The 24168-nt window shown below is 46.5% G+C and carries 19 protein-coding genes and 5 tRNA genes; 9 read left to right on the forward strand and 15 right to left on the reverse strand.

Features of this window, described 5'->3' with window-relative positions; translation table 11 throughout:
* Positions 1-62 precede the first annotated feature (62 nt).
* The 3 genes from ACXABW_RS14600 (at position 63) to gorA (ending at position 3376) form a co-directional block, all read left to right on the forward strand.
* Positions 63-902 carry a 23S rRNA (adenine(2030)-N(6))-methyltransferase RlmJ gene (locus ACXABW_RS14600; RefSeq protein WP_457523279.1) on the forward strand — a complete coding sequence of 280 codons (840 nt, stop codon included), beginning with the start codon at positions 63-65 and terminating at the stop codon, positions 900-902.
* Positions 903-1068: 166 nt separating this feature from the next.
* A complete protein-coding gene (locus ACXABW_RS14605) occupies positions 1069-1767 on the forward strand; it encodes a glutathione S-transferase family protein (protein ID WP_457523281.1) in 699 nt (232 codons plus the stop codon).
* A 253-nt stretch (positions 1768-2020) separates the two neighbouring features.
* Positions 2021-3376, forward strand: a complete 1356-nt coding sequence (gorA, locus tag ACXABW_RS14610) for a glutathione-disulfide reductase (protein ID WP_457523283.1) — start codon at positions 2021-2023, stop codon at positions 3374-3376.
* Between the two features lie 82 nt (positions 3377-3458).
* Here gorA and ACXABW_RS14615 read toward each other — a convergent pair whose 3' ends face one another.
* Both ACXABW_RS14615 and ACXABW_RS14620 read right to left on the reverse strand, forming a co-directional pair.
* Positions 3459-4070: a bifunctional 4-hydroxy-2-oxoglutarate aldolase/2-dehydro-3-deoxy-phosphogluconate aldolase gene (locus ACXABW_RS14615; protein WP_252028782.1), complete on the reverse strand. Its 612-nt coding sequence runs from the start codon at positions 4068-4070 to the stop codon at positions 3459-3461.
* 9 nt (positions 4071-4079) lie between these two features.
* Entirely contained in the window at positions 4080-5456 is a 1377-nt protein-coding gene (locus ACXABW_RS14620) for a GntP family permease (RefSeq protein WP_457523285.1), read from the reverse strand.
* 153 nt (positions 5457-5609) lie between these two features.
* Between ACXABW_RS14620 and ACXABW_RS14625 the strand changes: the two genes are divergently transcribed.
* Together ACXABW_RS14625 and edd are read left to right on the forward strand one after the other, a co-directional pair.
* A complete protein-coding gene (locus ACXABW_RS14625) occupies positions 5610-6128 on the forward strand; it encodes a gluconokinase (protein ID WP_252028786.1) in 519 nt (172 codons plus the stop codon).
* Positions 6128-7924: a phosphogluconate dehydratase gene (gene edd / locus ACXABW_RS14630; RefSeq protein ID WP_457523288.1), complete on the forward strand. Its 1797-nt coding sequence runs from the start codon at positions 6128-6130 to the stop codon at positions 7922-7924. Before ACXABW_RS14625 ends, edd begins: the two co-directional genes overlap by 1 nt.
* An 86-nt stretch (positions 7925-8010) precedes the next feature.
* Here edd and ACXABW_RS14635 read toward each other — a convergent pair whose 3' ends face one another.
* Both ACXABW_RS14635 and ACXABW_RS14640 read right to left on the reverse strand, forming a co-directional pair.
* Entirely contained in the window at positions 8011-9018 is a 1008-nt protein-coding gene (locus ACXABW_RS14635) for a LacI family DNA-binding transcriptional regulator (protein WP_457523289.1), read from the reverse strand.
* Between the two features lie 124 nt (positions 9019-9142).
* Complete coding sequence (locus tag ACXABW_RS14640) at positions 9143-10039, reverse strand: response regulator (RefSeq protein ID WP_457523291.1); 897 nt, start codon at positions 10037-10039, stop codon at positions 9143-9145.
* A gap of 99 nt (positions 10040-10138) precedes the next feature.
* Between ACXABW_RS14640 and ACXABW_RS14645 the strand changes: the two genes are divergently transcribed.
* Positions 10139-10915 (forward strand): chromosome partitioning protein ParA, encoded by a 777-nt coding sequence (locus ACXABW_RS14645; RefSeq protein WP_457523293.1) that lies wholly within the window; start codon positions 10139-10141, stop codon positions 10913-10915.
* 13 nt (positions 10916-10928) lie between these two features.
* Here ACXABW_RS14645 and ACXABW_RS14650 read toward each other — a convergent pair whose 3' ends face one another.
* The 10 genes from ACXABW_RS14650 to ACXABW_RS14695 form a co-directional block, all read right to left on the reverse strand.
* Positions 10929-11900, reverse strand: coding sequence for an SPOR domain-containing protein (locus tag ACXABW_RS14650; protein ID WP_457523295.1), 972 nt, complete (start codon positions 11898-11900; stop codon positions 10929-10931).
* Positions 11901-12111: 211 nt separating this feature from the next.
* Positions 12112-13050: an ABC transporter permease gene (locus tag ACXABW_RS14655; protein WP_265686840.1), complete on the reverse strand. Its 939-nt coding sequence runs from the start codon at positions 13048-13050 to the stop codon at positions 12112-12114.
* A 2-nt stretch (positions 13051-13052) separates the two neighbouring features.
* The gene (locus ACXABW_RS14660) at positions 13053-14030 is read right to left on the reverse strand and encodes an ABC transporter permease (protein ID WP_252028798.1); all 978 of its coding nucleotides are present in this window, start codon (positions 14028-14030) and stop codon (positions 13053-13055) included.
* Between the two features lie 140 nt (positions 14031-14170).
* The gene (locus ACXABW_RS14665) at positions 14171-15721 is read right to left on the reverse strand and encodes an ABC transporter substrate-binding protein (RefSeq protein ID WP_457523297.1); all 1551 of its coding nucleotides are present in this window, start codon (positions 15719-15721) and stop codon (positions 14171-14173) included.
* Positions 15722-15824: 103 nt separating this feature from the next.
* The gene (locus ACXABW_RS14670) at positions 15825-17540 is read right to left on the reverse strand and encodes a dipeptide ABC transporter ATP-binding protein (protein WP_265686838.1); all 1716 of its coding nucleotides are present in this window, start codon (positions 17538-17540) and stop codon (positions 15825-15827) included.
* Between the two features lie 1264 nt (positions 17541-18804).
* Positions 18805-18881, reverse strand: a tRNA-Pro gene (locus ACXABW_RS14675).
* Positions 18882-18888: 7 nt separating this feature from the next.
* Positions 18889-18964, reverse strand: a tRNA-His gene (locus ACXABW_RS14680).
* A 125-nt stretch (positions 18965-19089) separates the two neighbouring features.
* Positions 19090-19166 (reverse strand) — tRNA-Pro (locus ACXABW_RS14685).
* 95 nt (positions 19167-19261) lie between these two features.
* Positions 19262-19337 (reverse strand) — tRNA-His (locus ACXABW_RS14690).
* A 41-nt stretch (positions 19338-19378) separates the two neighbouring features.
* Positions 19379-19455 (reverse strand) — tRNA-Arg (locus tag ACXABW_RS14695).
* A 298-nt stretch (positions 19456-19753) separates the two neighbouring features.
* On the opposite strand from ACXABW_RS14695, the gene ACXABW_RS14700 reads away from it, so the two are divergent.
* Positions 19754-20167 (forward strand): c-type cytochrome, encoded by a 414-nt coding sequence (locus tag ACXABW_RS14700; protein WP_252028802.1) that lies wholly within the window; start codon positions 19754-19756, stop codon positions 20165-20167.
* 98 nt (positions 20168-20265) lie between these two features.
* On the opposite strand, the gene rep is transcribed toward ACXABW_RS14700, so the two are convergent.
* Positions 20266-22281 (reverse strand): DNA helicase Rep, encoded by a 2016-nt coding sequence (gene rep, locus ACXABW_RS14705; RefSeq protein WP_252028804.1) that lies wholly within the window; start codon positions 22279-22281, stop codon positions 20266-20268.
* A gap of 175 nt (positions 22282-22456) precedes the next feature.
* On the opposite strand from rep, the gene ACXABW_RS14710 reads away from it, so the two are divergent.
* Entirely contained in the window at positions 22457-23041 is a 585-nt protein-coding gene (locus tag ACXABW_RS14710; protein WP_252028805.1) for a TetR/AcrR family transcriptional regulator, read from the forward strand.
* An 18-nt stretch (positions 23042-23059) separates the two neighbouring features.
* Entirely contained in the window at positions 23060-24166 is a 1107-nt protein-coding gene (locus tag ACXABW_RS14715) for an efflux RND transporter periplasmic adaptor subunit (protein ID WP_457523299.1), read from the forward strand.
* Positions 24167-24168 lie beyond the last annotated feature (2 nt).

Genomic DNA, 24168 nt, shown 5'->3' on the forward strand with positions numbered 1-24168 from the left:
AATTTTCAATAGTAACGTATACTATCGACTATTATTCTTTGCACCCATTTGAGAGTGTTATTTTGTTAAGTTATCGCCACAGCTTCCACGCAGGCAACCATGCTGACGTGGTAAAACACATTGTTCAAAGCCTTATTCTTAATTCTCTGAAACAGAAAGAAAAGCCTTTTGTCTACCACGATACACACTCTGGTGTTGGTCGCTACGACTTAACGCATGAGTGGTCAGAAAAGACAGGTGAATACAAACAAGGTATTGCACGTGTTTGGCAACAAAACAACATCCCAGAAGACATTCAAAGCTACCTTGAGTCGATAAAGGCACTCAACAAAGGCGATGCATTACGCTACTACCCTGGTTCACCACGCGTTGCTCGCGCCCATTTGCGCCAACAAGATCGCATGGTTCTGACCGAGCTGCACCCAAGCGATCACCCACTGCTTGAACAAGAGTTTCACCGCGACCGCCAAGTATCGATTTATAAAGAAGACGGTTTCCAACGCCTGAAAGCCAGCCTGCCACCAAAAGAGCGCCGTGGTCTGGTACTTATCGACCCACCGTACGAGCTTGCGAAAGAATATCGAGATGTCGTTCAGGCTATCGCACAAAGTCATAAGCGCTGGGCTACAGGGATCTATGCGATTTGGTACCCAGTGGTTAACCGCTGCGATATCGAAGACATGTTGGAAGGCCTAGAAGGGCTCGGTATTCGTAAAATCCTGCAAATCGAGTTAGGTGTTTCACCAGACACCAATGAGCGCGGCATGACAGCTTCAGGAATGATTGTCATCAATCCCCCATGGAAGCTAGAAAGCCAAATGAAACAGATTTTGCCTTTCTTGAAAGAGGCCATTGCCCCTGCAACTGGCCACTTTAAAGTGGAATGGATTGTTCCAGAGTAACCGCCCCCCAAGAATGGAATATTTCATTAAGGCGTAACCGATTGAAGTTACGCCTTTTTTATAGACGCTCCCAAAATAATTTTTTATTTTTACCCAATAATTTCGTCTTTTGAACTTCCATAGCGTCTTAGGTTATGTAAATACCTCAGATTTAGGAATTCAGACCATGATTAAAATTGTTAGCTTTAAAATTTGCCCATTTGTTCAACGTGTTACTGCCGCTCTTGAAGCGAAGAAAATCCCATACGAGATTGAATACATCGAACTAAAAAACAAACCACAGTGGTTTTTAGACATTTCACCCAATGGCCAAGTGCCAATCTTGGTAACGGAATCGGGTACAACGCTGTTTGAATCGGATGCCATCATCGAATACATCGAAGATGAGTACGGCCCACTTGAGCAAGGTGTCACCAATGAGCAGCGCGCACTTGATCGCGCATGGAGCTACTTAGGTTCCAAACACTACCTTGCACAATGCGGCACGATGAGCAGCAAAGACAAAGAAACCTTTGAGCAACGCGCAGAAAAGCTTATCACTGCGTTCAAAAAAGCAGAAAAGCAACTGTCTGGCGACACTAAGTTCTTTAAATCAGATAACCTAAGCAACGTCGATATGGCTTGGCTGCCATTATTGCACCGCGCGGCGCTGGTTAAGGCGCACTCGGGTTACGACTTTTTCTGTGGACTACCAAAAATGCAAGCATGGCAAAACAACCTGCTGGACACTGGTTTGGCCGAGAAAACCGTTTCTAGCGACTTCGATAAGAAGTTCTCGAGCTTCTATCTAACCAACACCTATGTTGGTGAAGGCAAAGATATCCAAGCGCAAAGCGGCTGCGGTCCTGCTAACTGCTGCGGCTAATCATTCTAGCTGGCGCTTTGCTTCCCATCACAAAGCGCTTTACGGGTGAAAAATCAGCGGAATAACCCCTTATTCCGCTTTCTTAGCCTCTCATCGCTATTTGTCATAAGTAATGTCACTTTTTTCCATTTAGGAAATAGCCATTCTCGACTTATGATAGGAGTATAGGATTACTGTTGGTCACCTTGAGATCACTTGAGGTGACCCCAATGTATTTGTTAGCAATAAAGAATAACTAAGCTCGGAGAAAGTCATGGCGACTCATTTTGATTACATCTGTATCGGTGGCGGCTCAGGCGGCATCGCATCAGCAAACCGCGCAGCAATGTACGGCGCAAAAGTAGCACTGATTGAAGCACAAGACCTAGGTGGTACCTGTGTGAACGTTGGTTGTGTGCCTAAAAAAGTAATGTGGCACGGTGCTCAAATCGCTGAAGCGATGCATTTATACGCAGAAGATTACGGCTTCGATGTGGATGTAAAAGGCTTTGACTGGAGCAAGCTAGTTGAAAGTCGCCAAGCCTACATTGGCCGTATCCACCAATCTTACGACCGTGTACTTGGTAACAACAAAGTAAATGTTATCAAAGGTTTCGCTAAGTTTGTCGATGAGAAAACGGTTGAAGTAAACGGTGAACACTACACGGCAGACCACATTCTTATCGCAGTAGGTGGCCGCCCGACTATTCCAAACATTCCAGGTGCTGAGTACGGCATCGACTCAAACGGTTTCTTCGAGCTAAACGAGCAACCTAAGCGTGTTGCGGTTATCGGTGCCGGTTACATTGCGGTTGAAATCGCAGGCGTACTGAACGCGCTTGGTACTGAAACACACCTATTCTGCCGTAAAGAGTCACCACTACGTAGCTTTGACCCAATGATCATCGAAACACTGGTCGAAGTGATGGAAGCAGAAGGCCCAACCCTGCATACACACTCAGTACCGAAAGAAGTGGTAAAAGAATCAGACGGCAGCCTGACTCTGCACCTAGAAAACGGTAACACTCAAAACGTTGACCAACTGATCTGGGCAATTGGTCGTCACCCTGCGACTGATGCTATCAACCTAGCTTCAACAGGTGTGGCAACCAACGACCGTGGTTACATCAAAGTAGACGAATTCCAAGCGACTAACGTGCCTGGTATCTACTGTGTTGGTGACATCATGGAAGGCGGTATCGAACTAACTCCAGTTGCGGTTAAAGCAGGTCGTCAGCTATCTGAGCGCCTATTTAACAACAAGCCAAACGCTAAGATGGACTACGACTTAGTTCCAACGGTGGTGTTTAGCCACCCGCCAATTGGCACTATCGGCTTAACCACTCAAGAAGCGGAAGAGAAGTACGGCAAAGATAACATCAAGGTATACACCTCTGGCTTTACGGCAATGTACACAGCCGTTACCAAGCACCGTCAACCTTGTAAGATGAAGCTAGTGTGTGCTGGTGAAGAAGAAACGGTTGTTGGCCTACACGGCATCGGCTTCACGGTCGATGAAATGATTCAAGGCTTCGGTGTTGCTATGAAGATGGGCGCAACCAAAGCAGACTTCGACTCTGTTGTTGCTATCCACCCAACAGGCTCTGAAGAGTTCGTTACTATGCGCTAAACCGTAGTAAGTCATTAGACATAATAAAGGGCCATCAACCTAAGTTGATGGCCCTTTTGTTTGGCAATCGAATCACTAAGCGCTAGTTGATCGCACGTACCAGCTCAGCGATACCTTCCCAATCACCGTTATCCATCATAGCGGTTGGTACCATCCAAGTGCCGCCACAGGCTACGACAGATTTCAGCGCTAGGTAGTCGGCTACGTTAGATGGGCTTACACCGCCAGTTGGCATGAAGTTAACTGGGTAGACTGCTGTCAGTGCTTTTAGCATAGACACACCGCCAGATGGCTCAGCTGGGAAGAATTTTAGGGTCTTCAAACCCATCTCCATAGCTTGCTCAACAAGGCTTGGGTTGTTCACACCCGGAACAATCACCGCACCACGTTGCTGACAGTATTTCACTGTCGTTGGGTTAAGCCCTGGGCTTACGATAAAATCAACACCCGCATCAATTGCGATATCAACTTGCTCTGTTGTTAACACGGTACCTGCGCCAATAAGTAGCTCTGGGTATGCTTCACGCATGATACGAATTGACTCAGCTGCTGCCTCGGTGCGGAAAGTCACTTCGGCACAAGGTAGACCGTTTTCTACCAACACTTTCGCCAACGGCAGCGCGTGCGCTACGTCGTTGATAGCAATAACTGGGACGATTTTGATTTCTCTTAATCGTTGTTCAATGGTTTTCATGCAGAACCTCTAAAGAATAAAGCTTAATGTAGCAACAATGACGAACGCGATAGTACCCAGTAGGGTTTCCATTACGGTCCACGTTTTCAATGTTGTCTTCTCATCCATTTCTAGCAAGCGCGAAACCAGCCAGAAACCTGAATCGTTAAAGTGAGACAGTACCGTTGCACCACCTGCAATTGCAATAACGATAAAACATAAATCGAGTTCGCTCAGGCCAGTTGAAGCTGCAACAACAGGTGCAATCAACGCTGCAGTAGTCGTCAGTGCGACCGTTGCAGAACCTTGAGCCACACGCAAACAGGTTGAAATGACAAATGCAGCAACAATCACTGGCATACCTGTGTCAGTTAGAACACCCGCCAGTGCATCACCAATGCCACTCGCGCGAAGTACACCACCGAACATGCCACCCGCACCAGTTACTAGAATCACACCACAAATAGGGGCTAGTGACTCACCACAAAGTTTTTCAAGCTTAGCCATGCCGTAATCTTTGGCAAATACCGCAAGACAAACCATCAGGGTGATAAGCAATGCAACAGGTGTTTTACCTAGCATGCGCAGGAATTCCACGACCGGCGAGCTGCCGTCAATCACGCCAGCAACTGCCAATGTATTTAGGCCTGTATCTAAACAGATAAGAATGACTGGCAGCACAAGGATGCTCATTACCGTGCCGAACTTAGGCAGCTTAGACTCATCCACTACCGTGTCGCTGTTGAAGAACGCTTTCGAAAGTGGGATATCAAATTTCTTACCTGCATATAAGCCGTATAGGTAAGCGCCGAAGTACCAAGTTGGAATAGCAACGAGAATACCTACCACTAGCAGCAAACCAATATTCGCGCCTAGGAAATCCGCGGCTGCAACTGGGCCTGGGTGTGGAGGAACAAAACCGTGCATTACCGCAAATGCACCAGCAGATGGCAGAGCATATTTAATCGGAGAGCCGCCAAATCGCGCAGCAACACTTAGGATGATAGGCATCATCACCACAAGGCCGACATCAAAGAAGATTGGGAAGCCGAACAAGAGTGACGCTACACCTAAAGCGAATGGCGCGCGCTCTTTACCAAAGCGACCAATCAAAGTATCTGCCAGCACCTTTGCACCGCCAGTCACTTCAAGAATTTTACCAATCATGGCACCAAGACCAACCAGCAATGCAACCGAGGCAAGTGTTCCACCGAACCCTCCCATCATGGTTGGTACAACTTGGTCTGTCGTAACGCCAGTCGCCAACGCAGTCAGCAAGCTGACAATGGTCAGAGACGCGAACGCGTGCACTTTCAGTTTAATAATCAATACCAACAACGCAGCAATAGCAAGGGCTGCAATCGTCAGTAAGTAGGTTGGGTCAGAGGCTTGGGCTAGCTGCTCCATAAGTTCACCTTTCAAAAATTATTGTTTGTGTTGTAGTTCACATTTATTTTAGTTACCGGTAACATGTTACCGATAACATGAATAAGATAAACCCATATTTTTAAGTGAATGCCAAAATTGGGATCACGCGCAAATTTGTTATGAGGATAGGTTATGGCTGGTAGTAGTGTCATCGTAATGGGCGTCTGCGCATGCGGAAAAAGCACCGTTGGCGAGCATCTAGCAAAGAAGCTCGGGCGTAAGTTTATTGATGGAGACGATCTTCATCCACGAGCAAATATTCAAAAGATGTCATCGGGTCAACCGCTAGATGACGAAGATCGTAAGCCGTGGCTGGAACGTATCCGTGATGCTGCTTATAGCTTAGAAAGCAAAAACGAACATGGCATCATTGTTTGTTCGGCACTAAAGAAAAAGTACCGAGATCAAATCCGTGAAGGCAACCATAACGTGACGTTTCTGTTCCTTGATGGCAATCAAGAGCTAATCCTTGAACGAATGAGAAAGCGCCAAGGCCACTTCATGAAGGAAAACATGGTGAAGAGCCAGTTCGAAACCTTAGAGCGCCCAGACCATGAACCACAAACTCTAGTCATCAACATTGATGGTGAGATTAGTGATGTGGTCGAGCGTGCGGCCGCAGGCCTAACGCAAAGCCAAGAGGTAGCATAATGACTCATTCTGTAATTTTGGCGGTGACGGAACGATTACGTAACCGCAGCCAAGCAACACGTACTGAGTTTCTCAAGCGCACGCAAGCTCAAGCCGCTTTAGGCAAGGGCCGAGCAGGTTTGTCCTGCGGAAATCTAGCACATGCGGTGGCGGCTTCTTGCTCAAGCGAGAAAAAATCGATCCTCGATTTCACTCAGTCCAATGTTGCACTGATCAGCTCCTACAACGATATGCTCAGCGCCCACCAGCCCTATCAGCACTACCCTGATCAAATCAAACAGGTACTGGCTCAGTATGGTCATACTGCGCAAGTCGCAGGATGTGTTCCAGCGATGTGTGATGGGGTGACTCAAGGCCAAGCTGGTATGGATATGTCTCTGTTTTCCAGAGACTTAATTGCCCAGTCGACAGCGATGTCCCTGAGCCATAACGTATTTGACTCTACTCTGCTGCTGGGGATCTGCGACAAGATCGCTCCGGGGCAACTGATGGGCGCCCTCTCTTATGCTCACCTCCCTACTGCATTTATACCGGCAGGCTTAATGGCGACGGGGATCAGCAACGAAGAGAAAGTCGATGTTCGCCAGAAATACGCTGCGGGTGAAGTGGGTAAAGATGCGCTACTCGATATGGAGTGCCGCGCTTATCACTCGCCGGGCACCTGTACTTTCTATGGCACTGCCAATACCAACCAGCTGGTCTTTGAAGCCATGGGTCTAATGCTACCGGGGTCCGCCTTTGTTCACCCGCATTCGGATCTTCGCCAAGCGTTAACTGAGCACGCAGCCATGAAAATCGCATCCATGACTGAAGGTTCGGCGCACTTCCGCCCATTATCGGAAGTCGTAACTGAAAAGAGCCTCATCAACGGTATCATCGCACTGCTGGCTTCAGGGGGCAGCACCAACCATAGTATTCATATGGTCGCGGTCGCTCGCGCTGCTGGACTTATCTTAACTTGGCAAGACATCAGTGATCTGTCTGAAGTGGTGCCGCTGCTCGCCCGCGTCTATCCAAATGGACCAGCGGACATGAATGCCTTCCAGCAAGCGGGGGGCGTACCGGCACTATTACAACGGTTAGATCAATCTGACCTACTGCACCGCGACGTAACACCAGCATTTGGTGACTTTGCCAGCCAAATGAGCTTACCGGAGATCCAAAACGGTCAGCTGCAATGGGTAGCTTGCCAGCAATCAGGCGATAGCGATGTAATCGCAGCACCAGACAAGGTATTCCAAGCAACTGGCGGTACACGTGTACTAAAAGGTAATTTGGGTAATGCGGTAGTAAAAGTCTCGGCTGTGAAAGAAGACCAACGCATTATTGAAGCACCAGCTAAAGTGTTCCAATGCCAGCATCAAGTCGAAGCCGCCTATCAGCGTGGCGAGCTCAACCAAGACTGTATTGTTGTTGTGACTCACAATGGCCCTGCAGCCAACGGTATGCCTGAGCTGCACAAGCTAATGCCAATTCTAGGTAATGTGCAAAAATCCGGTTTCCAAGTGGCATTGGTAACAGATGGGCGCTTATCAGGCGCGTCAGGCAAGATTCCTTCTGCTATCCACCTTTCTCCAGAAGCACTGCGTGGTGGAGCGATCGGTTTGGTTCGTGATGGTGATATTATCCGCCTTGATTGTCAGTCAGGTGAACTGAATAACCTTACAGACACCAGTGGCCGTGAAACATTAAGCGCGAACACTGAATCTGAACAGCAAACTTGGGGGCGGAACTTGTTTAGTGTGATGCGACATAACGTATCCAGCGCTGAGCAAGGGGCTAGTTTTATCGTCTAGACATATTTCTGGACGGGACAATAACGACAAAAAGGGCGAAGCCATTGGCTTCGCCCTTTTACGTTGTTCCTACTCGTTCAAAGCGATTAGATGCTCTCGCCTTCAGTGATCTGGTAGCCCATATCGACAATGGGCTGTTCTACTTCTTCGCCTTTTAGGCGAGCCAATAGGAGTTCGGCACTCTTTTCACCAATCTGAAAACGGGGTGTATCGACACTGGTCAGTTTAGGACTGATTGTTTGGCCAATATCCAACGCATTGTAGCCCACAACCGACAATTGCTGAGGCACTTGAATCCCACGCTTTTGGGCACTGAGTAAGGTACCAATCGCAATGTCATCGTTAGTACAAAATACCCCATCCAGATCTGAGTGCTCGGCAAGCGCTTTATCGAGCAGAGCATCGGCGAGCGAGAAGCTTGAGTGCTCCTCGGTAAGAATGTGTTTAACCTCAAACCCAGCTTCCTGCATCGCTCGATCATAGCCTTGCATACGGAGCTGAGTACGAGTATCCAATCGCGCGCCAAAGTAAGCAATTGAACGCTTGCCGGCTTCTATCATGCGCTTCACAACATGGTAAGACGCATCAACGTGGTCCAATCCAACCGCCATATCAATTGGCGCTTCCGGCAATTCCATCGTTTCTACCACAGGTACACCAGCATTCTTAATCATCTGCAAAGTACGCGGAGTGTGGTGACTCTCGGTTAAGATAAGTCCATCCACTTGGTACGACAGCAAAGAGGCAATCTTGCGCTCTTCTTCTTCTACATCATAGCTAAAGTGTGCCAGCAACGTTTCATAGCCATTGGCACGCGTGACGGTTTCAATACCTTGTACGAAAGACGCAAAAATTTGGTTTGATAATGATGGCAACAGCACACCAATCGCTTTACTGGAAGACTTCGATAGCATAGCGGGGGCACGGTTTTCGATGTAGCCTACTTCCTCGATCACTGCAGCGATTTTAACGCGAGTTTTTTCAGCCACGGATTCTGGACTACGCATGTAGCGTGATACCGTCATCTTTGTTACACCCACTTTATCTGCGACATCCTGAAGCGTTGTGCGGTTCTTTTTATTTTGTTGAGACATAGAGTTTTTATTGAGCCGTCATTTGAGTTGGTAATAATGTTACAAGTAACATTATTACCAACTTGCATCACTCGACACAAGCTTAGTTCTGCAATTGAGGGAGAGAAGTGTGTTAGGTGTGGAATTAAAAACCAACCAAGGTGATTTTTCCTGCTTCGAAGCCTTTTAGCTCACAGGAAAAATCGATGCGCTTGTCAGCCCCTTTCCCATACAGCACTTCCAACTTATCAAAGGCTTTGGCGACAAAGCTGACGTTCTTCAACTTCAAGCTCTTACGGGTTTGGTTATCTAGAAATGCCAACGATGACGCTTCAAGTACCTTTTGACAGCTTTCAGCCATCTCGTTACTCAAAGTCTGGCTACCTAGAGCCTGTTTGAGTTGTTGGGGAGAAATTTTTGATGAGCCTTGCGCCATAACGCAAATGGCATGCATATCGAGCAACGCCACCGCGCGAGGTTTTTGAGTATCGGGGTCGGCATAGATCGCCATTAAGCACGGCACTTTGGTTTCATCGAACGGTTGCTGCGGAATCGCTTTAAGGGTGATGCCATCCCCGACGGCCTTTTTCAGCAATTTTTCTAGTTGAGTGAGTTTTGGAAGGGCGAGCTCTTCATGAACTTCGACTCCTTCACCTGCATCCAATAGCCCCTGCTCTATGGCATATACCAGTGGGCGAAGCTCTCGATGCAGGGCTTCGTCGTCGAATGGTTTCGATAGAACGAACAAGGCCCATGCGTTTTCGGCTTGTTTAATATGTGGCGGGTCATCGACAGTGGTGAGCATCGCAACCTTAATTCCTTGATTAAGCTGCATGATTTCTTTGGTTAGCTCTAAGCCACTTTTTTCCGGCATATACCAATCGGTCAGCACAATATCAGGGTGCCAGCTCTCAACGATCTCTAGAGCTTTCACTCCATTTTCAGCGGTCTGAATTGTTAAGCGGCGGTAGTCGAACGCCTCTAATGCGCGTCGAATTATCTCTACGGTCGCCTTGCTATCATCAACGATTAATATTTTCACAGCATGCTTTTCTAGCCCTAACCTGTTCAAAGTATAGGCACATTTTTCAGTAACAACTAAACTTACCCCGAGAGAAACTAACTGTTCTGGGTGTTAAAAATGTCAATACAGGAACTACTCACAGAGAAAGTGTTATCCATACTGGCGATTGATCTCGGCTTAGTCATCTTGCTGATGTGGTTTCTGATCTTGCTACTTATCATCCGTGAGTTTAGAAAGTTTGCTCAAAAGTTCTCTCAGCCGACCTCTGGAGCTGATGGTTTGGACCCTGCCACGCTCCAGTTGTGCCAACAATCAGTGGATAACGCACTCAACTACATCTCTGAAAATGGCGATACGCTGAACGACTTAATCCAGATTCAAAAAGCGCTTGAGCAGCAAGTCGCCATCATTCAAAAATCTACCGGGGGTAATATCAGCCCAGAAGACCAAGCGTCTATCGATGAACTCAATAAAAAGCTCAACAAGTCCCATAAGCTGATCCGCAAACTCAAAGGCGACCTAGATAAGAGCGTGAAAGGGCTCAAAATGACCCGTAAAAAGCTATTCGACCAAAATGATACGGTAGAGAGCTTGCGTGAAGAAAAAGCCGCAGTAGAGAAAGAATTCGAGAAACTAGAAGAAGAATATATTCAGATAAGCAAAGCGGGCGGTTTCTATGAAATGGCACAAGGCTATCAAGCCGAGAAGAAAGAATTGCTGGAAACCATCGAACAATATAAAGAGTTGGCCGATCAAGGCGGTGGGAACTCAGAAGAGCTAGAAAGCATGCAACAAGAGCTACAAAACACGCTGCTCCAGCTTGAGCACATGACTAAAGAAAAAGAGTTTGTCGAAAAACGCTATTTAGATTTAGTGGATGGTGCCAAAGACTAGTTACCCTCTGAAGCTATTTCACGCAAATCACATTGAGTAGCGAAGTCCCCTTCAACTGGCTGATTTTGCCACTGGTAAATAGCCCTTTTTTGGCAAAGCCCCAGTACGGCAGGTGCATTGGCCACTTTTCCGTTTCCATGACTTTGGATTCCAGCAACTGCTTCCACTCTGCTTCGACGGGTAAGCGCATCGCTAGGCTACTGCAGGTTTTGCTCGCAGTTTGGTAGTTCATACGGTTCCAAGGCAAGCTATGTTCCATATAGAACTCTTTGTGCATCATTTTGTACGGCACGGCGTATTTCAGCCCAGAGACGGTGGTACTAAGGCGAATGTCGATATCGTTGCTTGGTTTATCTGCACCCACTACAGGTAATGCTTTTGCGACAGGGGCGCTCTGTGGGTTCGCTACAGGTGCTTTAGTCGCCGCTGTCTTGGTAGGCTCTGCTTTATTGGTTTTAGAAGCTGATGGTTTTGTGGCTGGTTTGGCTGCTACTACCTTAGCAGCAGGTTTCGACTCCATTGCCACTTGTGGTTTCGCTTTCGTCCCTTTAACCACTTCACGAATGAAGGCTTCCTTGTAACCTGATACTTTCTTTACCTTGCGTAGCTCTGTGCTGGCTTTGGTAAACTCGTTGTACGGACCAATCAAACAGCGGTAGCCTTTTGCTTCAGGCTTAGCCCAAACATCGACAGAAATTTTTTCGTACAGTTTTGCTGCTTTGGCTAACGGTAGAGGTTTCGAATAGACCCCACATTGAATCCAGAATACAGATTCTTGCCCTTTCGGCTGTTGCTTGCCCCACAATCCCTTGCCTATTGGGCAAGATTTGTCGAGAACAGGAAGTTGACTGGTGGATGCTTGAGTTGCATCGCAAAGGAACTCTTCTGCCATTGCTGGGCTGGAAATAGCCGGTAAAGCCAATACAGCAACGCTCAAAAGCTTGGTTAAAGCCGTGATCGACTTGGCTGCCATTTTACTATCCATACTCTCTACTAAACCTTATCTACTGCGATATTCTTTCACGTTCAGTGTTGAGAAAACGTGAATACATCATTCGCCACAAGAAGTGCGTGCCATCCTGCTCACACCAACCTTGCCGTGACATCATTACTATAAAAACAATGCAAAAAAAGAGCCGTAATTGCTTACGACTCTAGTTTAGGTAGATTATTGATTAGAAATCAATTGGCTCCGATCACCCTTTGTAGATTTTAGGGTTAAATACGTCGCGTAACCAGTCACCAAGTAGGTTAATAACCAACACAAGAGTAACCAGTACGATGCCAGGGAATGCTGTGATCCACCAAGCACCTGAGAAGATGTAGTTAAAGCCAATGCTGATCAAGGCACCCAGTGACGGTTGGTCTACCGGTAGGCCTAAACCTAGGAACGATAGTGCCGCTTCCGACATAATTGCATTCGCCACCTGTACAGTAGAAATAACCAAGATTGGTGACAGGCAGTTCGGCAGAATGTGGCGGAACATAATACGTGGTGCTTTGAAGCCCATGACACGCGCTGCTTCGACGTATTCCTTCTTCTTCTCAGCCAGTACTGATGCACGAATAGTACGTGCATACTGAGGCCATTCAGCCACACCGATGATCACCACCAGCATCACGACCGCATACTGACTGTAGAAGTCACTGCCAAAACTGGCTTTAAAGATCGCCGATACAATGATCGCAACCATCATGGTTGAGAACGATAACTGAACATCCGCGAAGCGCATTAGGAAACTATCGATACGGCCACCGAAGTAACCCGCAGACAGACCAATAACAATACCGAGAACCAATTGTAGGCCAACCGCTAAGAAACCAATCGTTAGCGATAAGCGCGAGCCATAAAGAATAGTCGAAAGAATATCGCGACCTTGCTCGTCAGTACCCAGAACAAAACGCTCATCGCCATCTTCCATCCATGATGGAGGAAGCTCTGAATCCATGATATCGATCGATGATAAATCGTAAGGGTCGGTCGGTGATAGAATCGGTGCTGCAAGTGCCAACACCAAGAACACCATAAACACACTAAAGCTCGCCATAGCGACTTTATCGCGCTTAAAGTAATACAGAAAATCTGACTGTTTGAAACGCTCCCAACGAGATGGAGCTGCTGATACTTGTTCCATTATTAAGCTCCTTTACCAGTTAGGTTCACGGTTGGGTTGATCACACCGTACAGCAAGTCAACGATCGTGTTAGTCACAACGAAAATCAGGCCAACGAAGATAACGTAAGCAGTGATAAGCGGAGTATCTACACGGTTAATTGCTTCTAGGAAAAGGAAGCCCGTACCAGGCCACTGGAATACGGTCTCAGTAAGGATGGTGTAAGCCACCATAGTACCAATTTGAACACCACCGACTGTCAGTACCGGTAGCATGGTATTTTTCAGTGCGTGCTGGTAGTAGATTTTATTAAGCGCTAGGCCTTTCGCCTTACCAAACTTAATGTATTCAGAGCTCAGCACTTCTAGCATTTCAGAACGTACCAAACGGATGAACAGTGGCAGCATGATGGACGCCAGTGCAATACACGGCAAGATTAGGTGCGCTAAGCCATCAAGCGTGAAGAAACCCGACTCCCAGCCTAATACGTTGGCGGTTTCACCCCGCCCATAGGACGGCAACCAGCCGAGTTCGATAGAGAAAACATACATCAACATTATCGCGGTTAAGAAGACCGGTATTGAAATCCCGATACTACTGAACGCCATTACTGCTTTGGTAAATATACTTTTTGGGTGAATGGCAGAGTAGACACCGAGTGGAATAGAACACACGACAATGATTAAGGTTGCGCCGAACACCAACTCGAGCGTCGCAACTAATTTATCTAAAATAACTTCAACAGCAGGACGCTTGAAGAAGTATGAAGTGCCAAGATCGCCCTGTAGAGCTGCGCCTACAAAACGAGTGTATTTTGTAACGAAGGGATCATTTAGGCCCAGTTCATCACGCAGTGCTTGACGCTCTGCTTCCGAAACCGACTGCCCCACAAGCTCACGCAACGGGTCACCCAGGTTATCCTGAATGGCAAACGCCACCAAACTGATCACAAACATCACTATCAGTGCCTGAAACAGGCGCTTGACCAGAAACGAAAACATTCCTTGCCCCTTAAACTATCCATAGATTTCAGTCTGAATTACGGTGCCTAGCCCGACTGAAACAAAGCTAGGCACCCTATCCTTCCCAGTATTCAAGCTTCCATGTGGTCGCCTGAATACTTAACTTTTACAGTGAGTTGTTACTTAACAACTAGGTCACCGAAGTAAGGGAAGTTCATCGCGTTTACGATTGGAGCGATATCTACGTTAAATTTCGCGCCCCATGCTAGGTTCTGCCAGTGTAGAGGAACGAACGCTGCTTCGTTGTACAGCGTTGCTTCTACTTTCTGTAGCATTTCTGCACGTTTCGCTGGGTCAGTTTCTACGTTAGACGCCGTTACTAGTTCATCTAGCTCTGGGTTTGAGTAGTGACCACAGTTGTATTGGCCTTTACCAGTCTCTTCGTTACGAGTCATGGTTAGGAACTCAGAGAAGTTCGCTGAATCTTCTGTATCTGAGTGCCAGCCGATCATTAGCATGTCTGCTGCACACTTATCGAACTCAGGCCAGTACTGCGCTTTAGGCATTGTCTTCAGGTCAACTTTGATGCCGATCTTAGAAAGCATTGCCGCTGTCGCTTGTGCGATTTTCGCATCGTTAACGTAGCGGTTGTTAGGTGCCATCATAGTTAGCGTGAAGCCATCTTCGTAGCCCGCTTCCTTCATTAGCTCTTTCGCTTTCTTCAGGTCGTAGCGTGGCACTAGATCAGCTTGGTAACCTGCGTAACCTTCAGGACCTTGTTGACCAGCAACAGTAGCGAAGCCTTTCATGATTTTCTTCACGATACCTTCGTTGTTCACTGCGTGAACAATCGCTTGACGAACGCGAACATCTTTTAGTGCTTCATTGCTGTTTTGGTTCATTTGGAACGTGATGATACGAGTACCTGGTAGTGTTACTAGGTCAACGCCATTTGCACCTTTCACACGCTTGTGATCGTTTGGTGCTACTGGAGCAATCATATCTACGTCACCAGAAAGAAGTGCAGCAACACGTGTTGCGTCTTCTTTGATTGGTACTAGAGTTAGCTTGTCAACGTTACCCGTGTCTTTGTCCCAGTAATCGCCAAAGCGCTCAAACGTTACTTTTACGCCTTGCTCACGCTGAGTCACGATGAATGGACCAGTACCAGAAACGTTGGTTGAAGCGAACGAGTTACCGTGCTTAACCACTTCTGACTTGTCTTTGCCATCTTCTGTCTTACCAGAGTAGAACTTGCTGTCCATTGGGAAGATGTAAGTCGCTGTTTGAAGCACTAGTGGGTAAGCGCCTTTAGAAACTAGCTCAACTGTGTAGTCGTCAACTTTAACCATCTTCTCGTACGGTTCGAAGATAGCTTTAAAGTCTGGAGAGTTTTTCAGACGGTCGAACGTCCAAACCACATCATCTGCTGTTAGCTCGTTACCAGAGTGGAACTTCACGCCTTTACGTAGAGAGAAACGGAAAGTCGTGTCATCTACACGCTCCCATTTTTCAGCTAGACGAGGTTCAAAATCCAATTTCTGTGTGTAACGAACTAGTGGATCAAATACCATGTGAGACATTTGTAGCGTGCCGCCAGATAGCTGCTCATGCGGGTCAAGCGATACTGGGTCTGCGTCATACGCTACTGTGATATCTGCTGCCGCTGCGCTAAAGCTTAGGCCTGCTGCCATCAAAGCCACTGCTAGTTTGCTTTTCATGGTTTTCATTGCATAACTCCTTATGCGGGAATCCAAATCCCTAGTTGTTGTGTTTGCTTCTGTTTATTCACGCCAAGCTCGCTTGGCTTTATACCAAAGGTATGGTCACGACTTACGCCGTTTTTACTTCTTCTCTTAAGCCTGTAAATTCAGGCATTAAAGAAATCAGTTGTTTGCTGTATTCATGCTGAGGCGATTGGAACAGTTGCTCGGTAGGAGCCACTTCCAATAGCGTCCCCATCTGCATCACACCCACGCGATCACACATTTGGCGAATCACTGGTAAATCGTGACTAATAAACAGCATGGTGAGGTTTAGCTCATCCTGAAGGTCTTTCAGTAGGTTAAGGATCTGTGCTTGAACCGATACATCCAGAGCAGACGTTGGTTCATCACAAATCAATAAACGTGGGCGGGTTGCCAGTGCACGTGCAATAGAGATACGTTGGCGCTGACCACCAGAAAATTCGTGTGGATACTTCACGCCAGCCATTTTTCCTAGGCCTACGTGATCCAATAGATCGTTGACGATCTGTCTGGTTTCCGTTTCATTACGTGTCAGTTTGTGGAAACGAATTGGCTCCGCAATGATATCGAAAATCTTCATACGCGGGTTCATTGAAGTGTACGGGTTTTGGAATACCATCTGCATTTGACGGCGCAGCGGTCGACGCTCATTTTCCGACTTCAAGCTGGTTAAATCGATACCTTCAAACGTCACTTTGCCAGAGTTTGGCGCATATAAGCCGGCAATCACACGAGCGATGGTCGATTTGCCCGAACCTGACTCACCTACTAGACCAAATGTCTCACCTTCGAACACTTCAAAGCTGACATTGTTTGATGCTTGCACGTACTCTCGGCGACTTTCAAATAACGAATCTTTGGTGACAAAACGTAGGTTAACGTTCTCTACAGTGAGCAGTGAACCACTGTAATCTCGGTGATCTTGGCTCTGACCTAACCAGTGGTTTTTCACATCTAGTGGTTCCATTTCGTGGGCTTCTTCGATGTAGCTCACCAATGGGAAACGAGAAAGTTTTACGTCTGATCGAGGAACAGCAGAAATAAGGCTACGCGTGTATGGATGGTCGGGATCGCCAAGTACTTTTTTCGTTGGACCGAACTCAACCAAGTCACCACGGTACATAACCGCAACGCGATCAGTGACGTTAGATACCACACCCATATCGTGGGTTACCAACATACAACCAACGTTGTTCTTGATACACAATTCACGGATCAAGCTTAGAATTTGGTCCTGAATCGAAACATCCAATGCGGTGGTTGGTTCATCAGCAATAATTAGGTCTGGCTCGCCAGCTAACGCAATTGCGATAACAACACGTTGGCGCATACCACCAGAGAACTGGTGAGGATACTGCTTCAATCGGTTTTCAGGCTGCGGGATACCTACTTGATTCATCAATGACAGCGCGCGTTGATACGCTTCTTCGTCTGTCACTTTCATGTTGGCATGAATCGTTTCAGTCAGCTGCTGCTCAACCGTAAAGAGTGGGTTTAGAGAGGTCATTGGATCTTGGAAAATGAATCCAATTTTAGAACCGCGTACTTTGCGCATCTGTTCAGGAGTTAGGCCAGATACCTTCTCTCCATCAAGGAAAACGTCACCACTCGCGATACGGCCAGGAGGGCTCAACAAGTCAATCACCGCGTTACCCACAGTGGATTTACCTGCACCAGATTCCCCTACTACACCGACAATTTCGCCACGCTCTATATTAAATGATAGTGACTTCACCGCCGCGTGCACGCCATGGCGAGACGGATACTCTATTCGAAGATTTTTAACTTCTAAAAGTGACATTAATCAGACCTCTACTGCTTTGACAGTTTTCTGCCTTGTCTGATACCAACTCAAATATGAAACTGAGCTGGTATTACATTGAATCCATTCTTGTCAGTATATTGTTCTGACAATTTACAAGGTCATCAATTTGGCAAATATTTCACAGAAAAGCAACATATAGAGTATAAAAAGTCGAGTTCGAATTAAAATAGAGCAGCTTACCGACATAATTATGCATTTTGCATGCATTAACTATTGGTAAGACCAATGCAGAGCAAGAGCAGGCACAGCCTTAGCCTGTAGTGAAATTGGCCATAGAGAGCGGTTTTTATAAAACAATATAAACTTAAGGCAGAGAATAAATCATCAGTAGTTAAAACCACCCGAACATTAACATAGCAGAAACATAATCCAGCCAGATAAATACACCTAGCACTTAACACTAATCTTTAGGTTTTATTACAGAACATTACACTGATAAATTTATCTAAATACAAACCTAGACTTATAGGCCATAGGTATTGGAACAACTGCAAAGCATAGAAGAACACTAAGTATCTGATGTGATATTGGTCTTCATTTAGCGATATCACCGAGGCTTTTTGACGTAAGCTTAATCAAAGTCACAACAATAGAGAAAAGCAGATAGAGCAGAGACAAACAGCCTGCATTTTCCCTTTTCGAGCACAGCAACTCACTGCTGGAGAATAAAAAGCTTCGTCATTTATGACGAGTTTTTAATACTGGTGGTAAAGAGACATACCTTGAACATCTGGCGAACCCCATTTGGTTCGGATCAATATAAACCAGAATTCAAAAAGCCCCGCTCTTTCGAACGATGCTTCTGATAGTGGTCGGTGAAGATACATACCTGAACATCAGACGAACCCCATTTGGTTCGAATCGATATGGACCTGAATGTAAAAAGCCCTGTTCTTTCGAACAGGACTTCTAATGCTGATCGGTGAAGAGACATACCTTGAACATCAGACGAACCCCATTTGGTTCGAATCAATATGGACCAAAATGCAAAAAGCCCCGTTCTTTCGAACAGGGCTTCTAATGCTGATCGGTGAAGAGACATACCTTGAACATCAGACGAACCCCATTTGGTTCGAATCAATATGGACCAAAATGCAAAAAGCCCCGTTCTTTCGAACAGGGCTTCTAATGCTGATCGGTGAAGAGACATACCTTGAACATCAGACGAACCCCATTTGGTTCGAATCAATATGGACCAAAATGCAAAAAGCCCCGTTCTTTCGAACGAGGCTTCTAATAGTGGTCGGTGAAGAGGGATTCGAACCCCCGACCCTCTGGTCCCAAACCAGATGCGCTACCAAGCTGCGCTATTCACCGAAATCAATGGGGTGGCTAACGAGATTCGAACTCGCGACCACCGGAATCACAATCCAGGGCTCTACCAACTGAGCTATAGCCACCACTGATTCTTTTTTATAACCGCTGTTGCGATTATTGAAATTGTAGCCGGTGGAGAGCCAATTCAAGGAACTGACGAACCCCCGACCCATTCTTACGTTATCAAGATAACCCAAGAAATAGATAGTGGTCGGTGAAGAGGGATTCGAACCCCCGACCCTCTGGTCCCAAACCAGATGCGCTACCAAGCTGCGCTATTCACCGACGATGTATTTTTTTACTTGGTTATACTGCTATTAAAGCAATTCCAATTTCATCTCGAACTGAATCAAGATAGGAAGCCGAAGCTACCGAAATAATGGGGTGGCTAACGAGATTCGAACTCGCGACCACCGGAATCACAATCCAGGGCTCTACCAACTGAGCTATAGCCACCATTATATTGCCAATTTCACTTACCTTAATAAGCGTCCGGATGGCGCGCCCGAAAGGATTCGAACCTTCGACCTTTGGCTCCGGAGGCCAACGCTCTATCCAGCTGAGCTACGGGCGCATGCCCTATCGGCGGAGTGGAATAATACGTATATCACACTATGCCGTCTAGTACTTTTTCAACTTTTTTTCCCGTTTGATTCCTTTTTGGGCAATTAAAGTGTGACAAAGACCTATTTCAGAAGTTATTCCCCATATAAAGGCAGTAACTTGTTGTTTATTGCAACAAGTTAACAGGATATAATCACCCATTATTTACATTGATTTAACAGCAATAGTGCTATTTGAATCAAAACATACACTCTAGACAATATAAATTGGTAAGCACGCACTTACCTTGGGAATGTGAAGTGAGTTTTATGGATATGTCTCGACGAATGATCAGCGTTTTGTTCGCTGCTTTAACTTTTTCTACAGCAGCATTTGCAGCTGACGTGAGCCAAGAAGAATACGATGCAATCGCAGAGCGCATCAAACCAGTCGGCGATGTTTACCTAGCGGGTAGCGAGCCTGTAGCAGCAGAACCAACTGGCCCTCGTGATGGTGCAACAGTTTACGGTATGTTCTGTACTGCATGTCACAGCTCAGGCGTAAGCGGCGCACCAAAAACAGGTGATGCGGGTGACTGGGCTCCGCGTATCGCACAGGGTAAAGACGTGCTAAAAGACCACGCGATTAACGGCTTCAACGCAATGCCAGCGAAAGGTTCTTGTATGGACTGTTCAGACGATGAAATCGTTGCGGCAATTGATCACATGATCAAAGGTCTATAGCTCACAAACGTTGAGTGACCCAACAATCGATTAATAAAAGAAAGGCTTGAGCAATTAACTCAAGCCTTTTTTATTTCCTCTATATAGAAGAACGCTTTTTACTTCTTAAACATTGCCCTTAAGTTAGCAATATGAGCTTGGCCTTTTTCCATTCTCTCTTCAGCAGAAACCGGCTTTTTGGTTTGCTCCCATTCCACATCATCAAATGGCAACTCATCTAAGAATCGACTCTGTGTCGGCTTAATCAACTCACCAAACTGGCGGCGTTCTTTACACATGGTAAAGGTCAGCTCTTTTTGTGCGCGAGTAATCCCCACATACATCAAGCGACGCTCTTCTTCGACGTTGTCTTCGTCAATACTGGTTTGATGCGGTAATATCCCTTCTTCACTACCAATCAAATAGACATAAGGAAACTCCAGACCTTTTGACGCATGCAAAGTCATCAGTTGTACTGCATCGCTGTCTTCATCTTCTTCTCCTCGCTCCATCATGTCACGTAGGGTCAGGCGCTGAACCACTTCCTTGAGCGTCTTCTCTTCCTGGTCGTAGTTATCACCTTCTAGGTCAGCGACAATCCAGGAATAAAGGTCGGATACGTTTTTCATGCGCATCTCTGCCGCTTTCGGGCTCGCCGACGTTTCGTATAGCCAGTCTTCGTAGTTGATGTCGCGAACTAATGAACGTACCGCATCTACCGTATTACCGCGTTCGGCGTTATCTGAAATAGACACAATCCACTGAGTAAAACGACGCAAGTTTTCCAAGCCTCGACCAGTGAGATGCTGCTCGAGGCCAATCTCAAAGCTGGCTTCAAACAAACTCTTACCTCGCATATTGGCGTAGCTGCCGAGCTTTTCTAGCGTTACAGGGCCAATCTCACGGCGCGGTGTATTTACAATACGAAGAAACGCATTGTCATCATCGGGATTCACTAACACACGCAGGTAAGCCATGATGTCTTTGATTTCCGCACGAGCGAAAAATGAAGTGCCACCCGACAATTTATAAGGCACTCGGTTTTGCATCAGTGACTTTTCGATCAAACGCGATTGGTGATTGCCTCTATATAAGATGGCGTAATCACGATACTCAGTGCGATTGAGGAACTTATGCGCAATGAGCTCACCAGTCACCCGTTCGGCCTCATGCTCTTCATTTTTCGCCAGCAACACTTTGAGCTTTTCACCATCAGGGATCTCTGAGAATAGTGACTTCTCGTAAACGTGTGGGTTATTGGCAATCAAGATGTTCGCAGCACGTAGGATGCGGCTGGTTGAACGGTAGTTCTGCTCAAGCTTAATCAGCCTCAAGTTCGGGTAATCTTCACCAAGCAACACCAAGTTCTGCGGTTTAGCACCACGCCAGGAGTAAATCGACTGGTCATCGTCCCCTACTACCGTCAAGCGACCACGCTCACCAACAATTAAACGCACCAGTTCATACTGGCTGGTATTGGTATCTTGGTACTCATCTACCAGCAAGTAACGAATACGATTTTGCCAGCGCTGACGCACTTCTTCGTTAGTGCGCAGTAAAAGAACAGGCAATGAAATGAGGTCGTCAAAATCGAGCGCGTTATAGGCTTTCATCTGCTTTTGGTACATCTCAAAGCAAAAAGCAAACAGCTGTTGCTGCTCGCCTTGCGCGCGCGCTTTCACTTGCTCTGGCGTCAACATGTCGTTTTTCCAGTTGGAAATAGAGCTGAGTAACTGACGCAGCAGATCTTTATCACCATCCAATTGCTTTTCGGTCAGCTCTTTCAGTAACGCTAACTGGTCTTGGTCATCAAACAGTGAGAAGCCAGCCTTAAGGCCCAGCGCTTTGTACTCGCGACGAATAATATTCAAGCCCAGTGTGTGGAACGTCGACACCATTAAGCCTTTTGCTTCTTGTTTGCCCAGCGTCTGGCCAACACGCTCTTTCATTTCACGCGCGGCTTTATTGGTAAATGTCACAGCAGCAATGTTACGTGCCTTGTAACCACACTGCTGAACCAAATAAGCAATTTTATTGGTAATTACACGGGTTTTACCCGACCCAGCCCCCGCCAGTACTAGGCACGGACCAGAAACGTATTTTACCGCTGCGTCTTGATTTGGGTTCAGCTTCATAGCGTTCTCAGGATGGTAATGGAAATTGGCGACTATAATAATGCTGCAACAGTGCGATTGCTACGCTCTCGTTGACAAGATTTTCACCCATTAAGCGAAATAATAGGTTGCATATACCTATACCTTTTGCACTATAATGAATGAACGTTCATTCACTGACAGCTAAATGTAAACTATGTCTGATTCTGATCCTATGGTAGACAAAAGACAAAAAATCATAGATGCCGCTGAGAAACTGATTGCAGAATCAGGCTTTCAGGGGCTCTCGATGCATAAACTCGCCAAAGAAGCGGGCGTTGCTGCAGGAACGATTTACCGCTACTTCTCTGATAAGGACGACTTGTTGCGACAAGTTCGTTTGGCCGTCATACAACGCAACGCTGAGATTATTCAGCGTGGTGTTGAAAGCTCTATGACGCTAAAAGAACGTTTTCGCAAAATGTGGTTAAACATTTTTGATCTTTCGGGCTCTAACCTAGGAACACTGAAGAATCGTGCTCAGTACGATTCTTTGCCTTGTGTTCGTAGCCACGAAACCAAAGAGATCGAACGCAAAATGTTTAGCAAGGTCGATCAGCTTTTCTCTGAAGGGCGCGAGCAAGGGGTATTTAAATCCCTCGACAACCCAGTGTTAGCTGCACTTAGTTTAGAGGTCAGTGTCACTCTGGCTCGAAAACAATCACTCGGATATTACCATCTGGACCAAGACGCGATTGAAGGCGCGATTGAAGCCAGCTGGGATGCGATTACAAAACACTAATTTGGAGTTCTTATCAGAATGAAAAAGTGGACTTTCTTTATGCTACTTATCGCGATACTACTGTTTGGTAGCGTGATAGGTTTCAATCTATTCAAACAGCAGAAAATCGCTGAGTACTTGGCTAACCGCCCTGAACCTGAGTTCCCTGTCACGGTGACTGAAGTTCAACCAGTTGACTGGGTTCCAGTGATTGAAGCAATCGGCTTTATCGAACCGAATCAAGGTGTGACCATTTCTAACGAAGCGGCCGGCGTCATCGACAAAATCGCATTCAACTCTGGTACTCAAGTAGAACAAGACCAACCGTTGGTTCTATTGGATTCAGATGTAGAAAAAGCGAACTTGAAGAGCTCTCAAGCACGCTTACCTGCTGCAGAAGCAAAATACAAACGCTACCAGGGCCTATACAAAAAAGGCTCGATTTCTAAAGAAGCGTACGATGAAGCAGAAGCAAACTACTACTCACTGGCAGCAGATATTGAAAGCCTAAGAGCTTCAATTGATCGCCGTGAAATCAAAGCGCCATTTGCGGGTGTCGTTGGTATTCGTAATGTATACCTAGGCCAATACCTACAAGCAGGTACTGACATCGTTCGTTTAGAAGACACCAGTGTAATGCGTCTGCGCTTTACCGTTTCTCAAACGGATATCTCTCGTATCAGCCTTGGCCAGGAAGTCGATATTTTTGTTGATGCTTACCCAGAGAAGCCTTTCAAAGGTTCAATCTCGGCAATCGAGCCTGCGGTAAACATCCAAAGTGGTCTGATCCAAGTTCAAGCGGATATTCCAAACAGCGACGGTACACTGCGTAGCGGTATGTTTGCGCGCGCAAACATCATCCTACCTAAGCTAGATAACCAAGTAACGCTGCCGCAAACCGCAATTACTTTCACTCTATACGGCGACAACGTCTACATCATCACTGAAGAAGATGGTGAGAAGCGCGTTAAGCAACACGTAGTGAAAGTGGGCGAGCGAACTAAAGACATCGCACACATCCTAGAAGGCGTGAAGCCTGGTGATGTAGTTGTCACGTCTGGTCAGGTTCGTCTAAGTAACGACGCAAAAGTTCGTGTAGTAGAAAGCGATGCAACTACTCCACCAGCTGAAACACCAATGCTGTAATT

This window comes from Vibrio paucivorans (genome assembly GCF_054053395.1).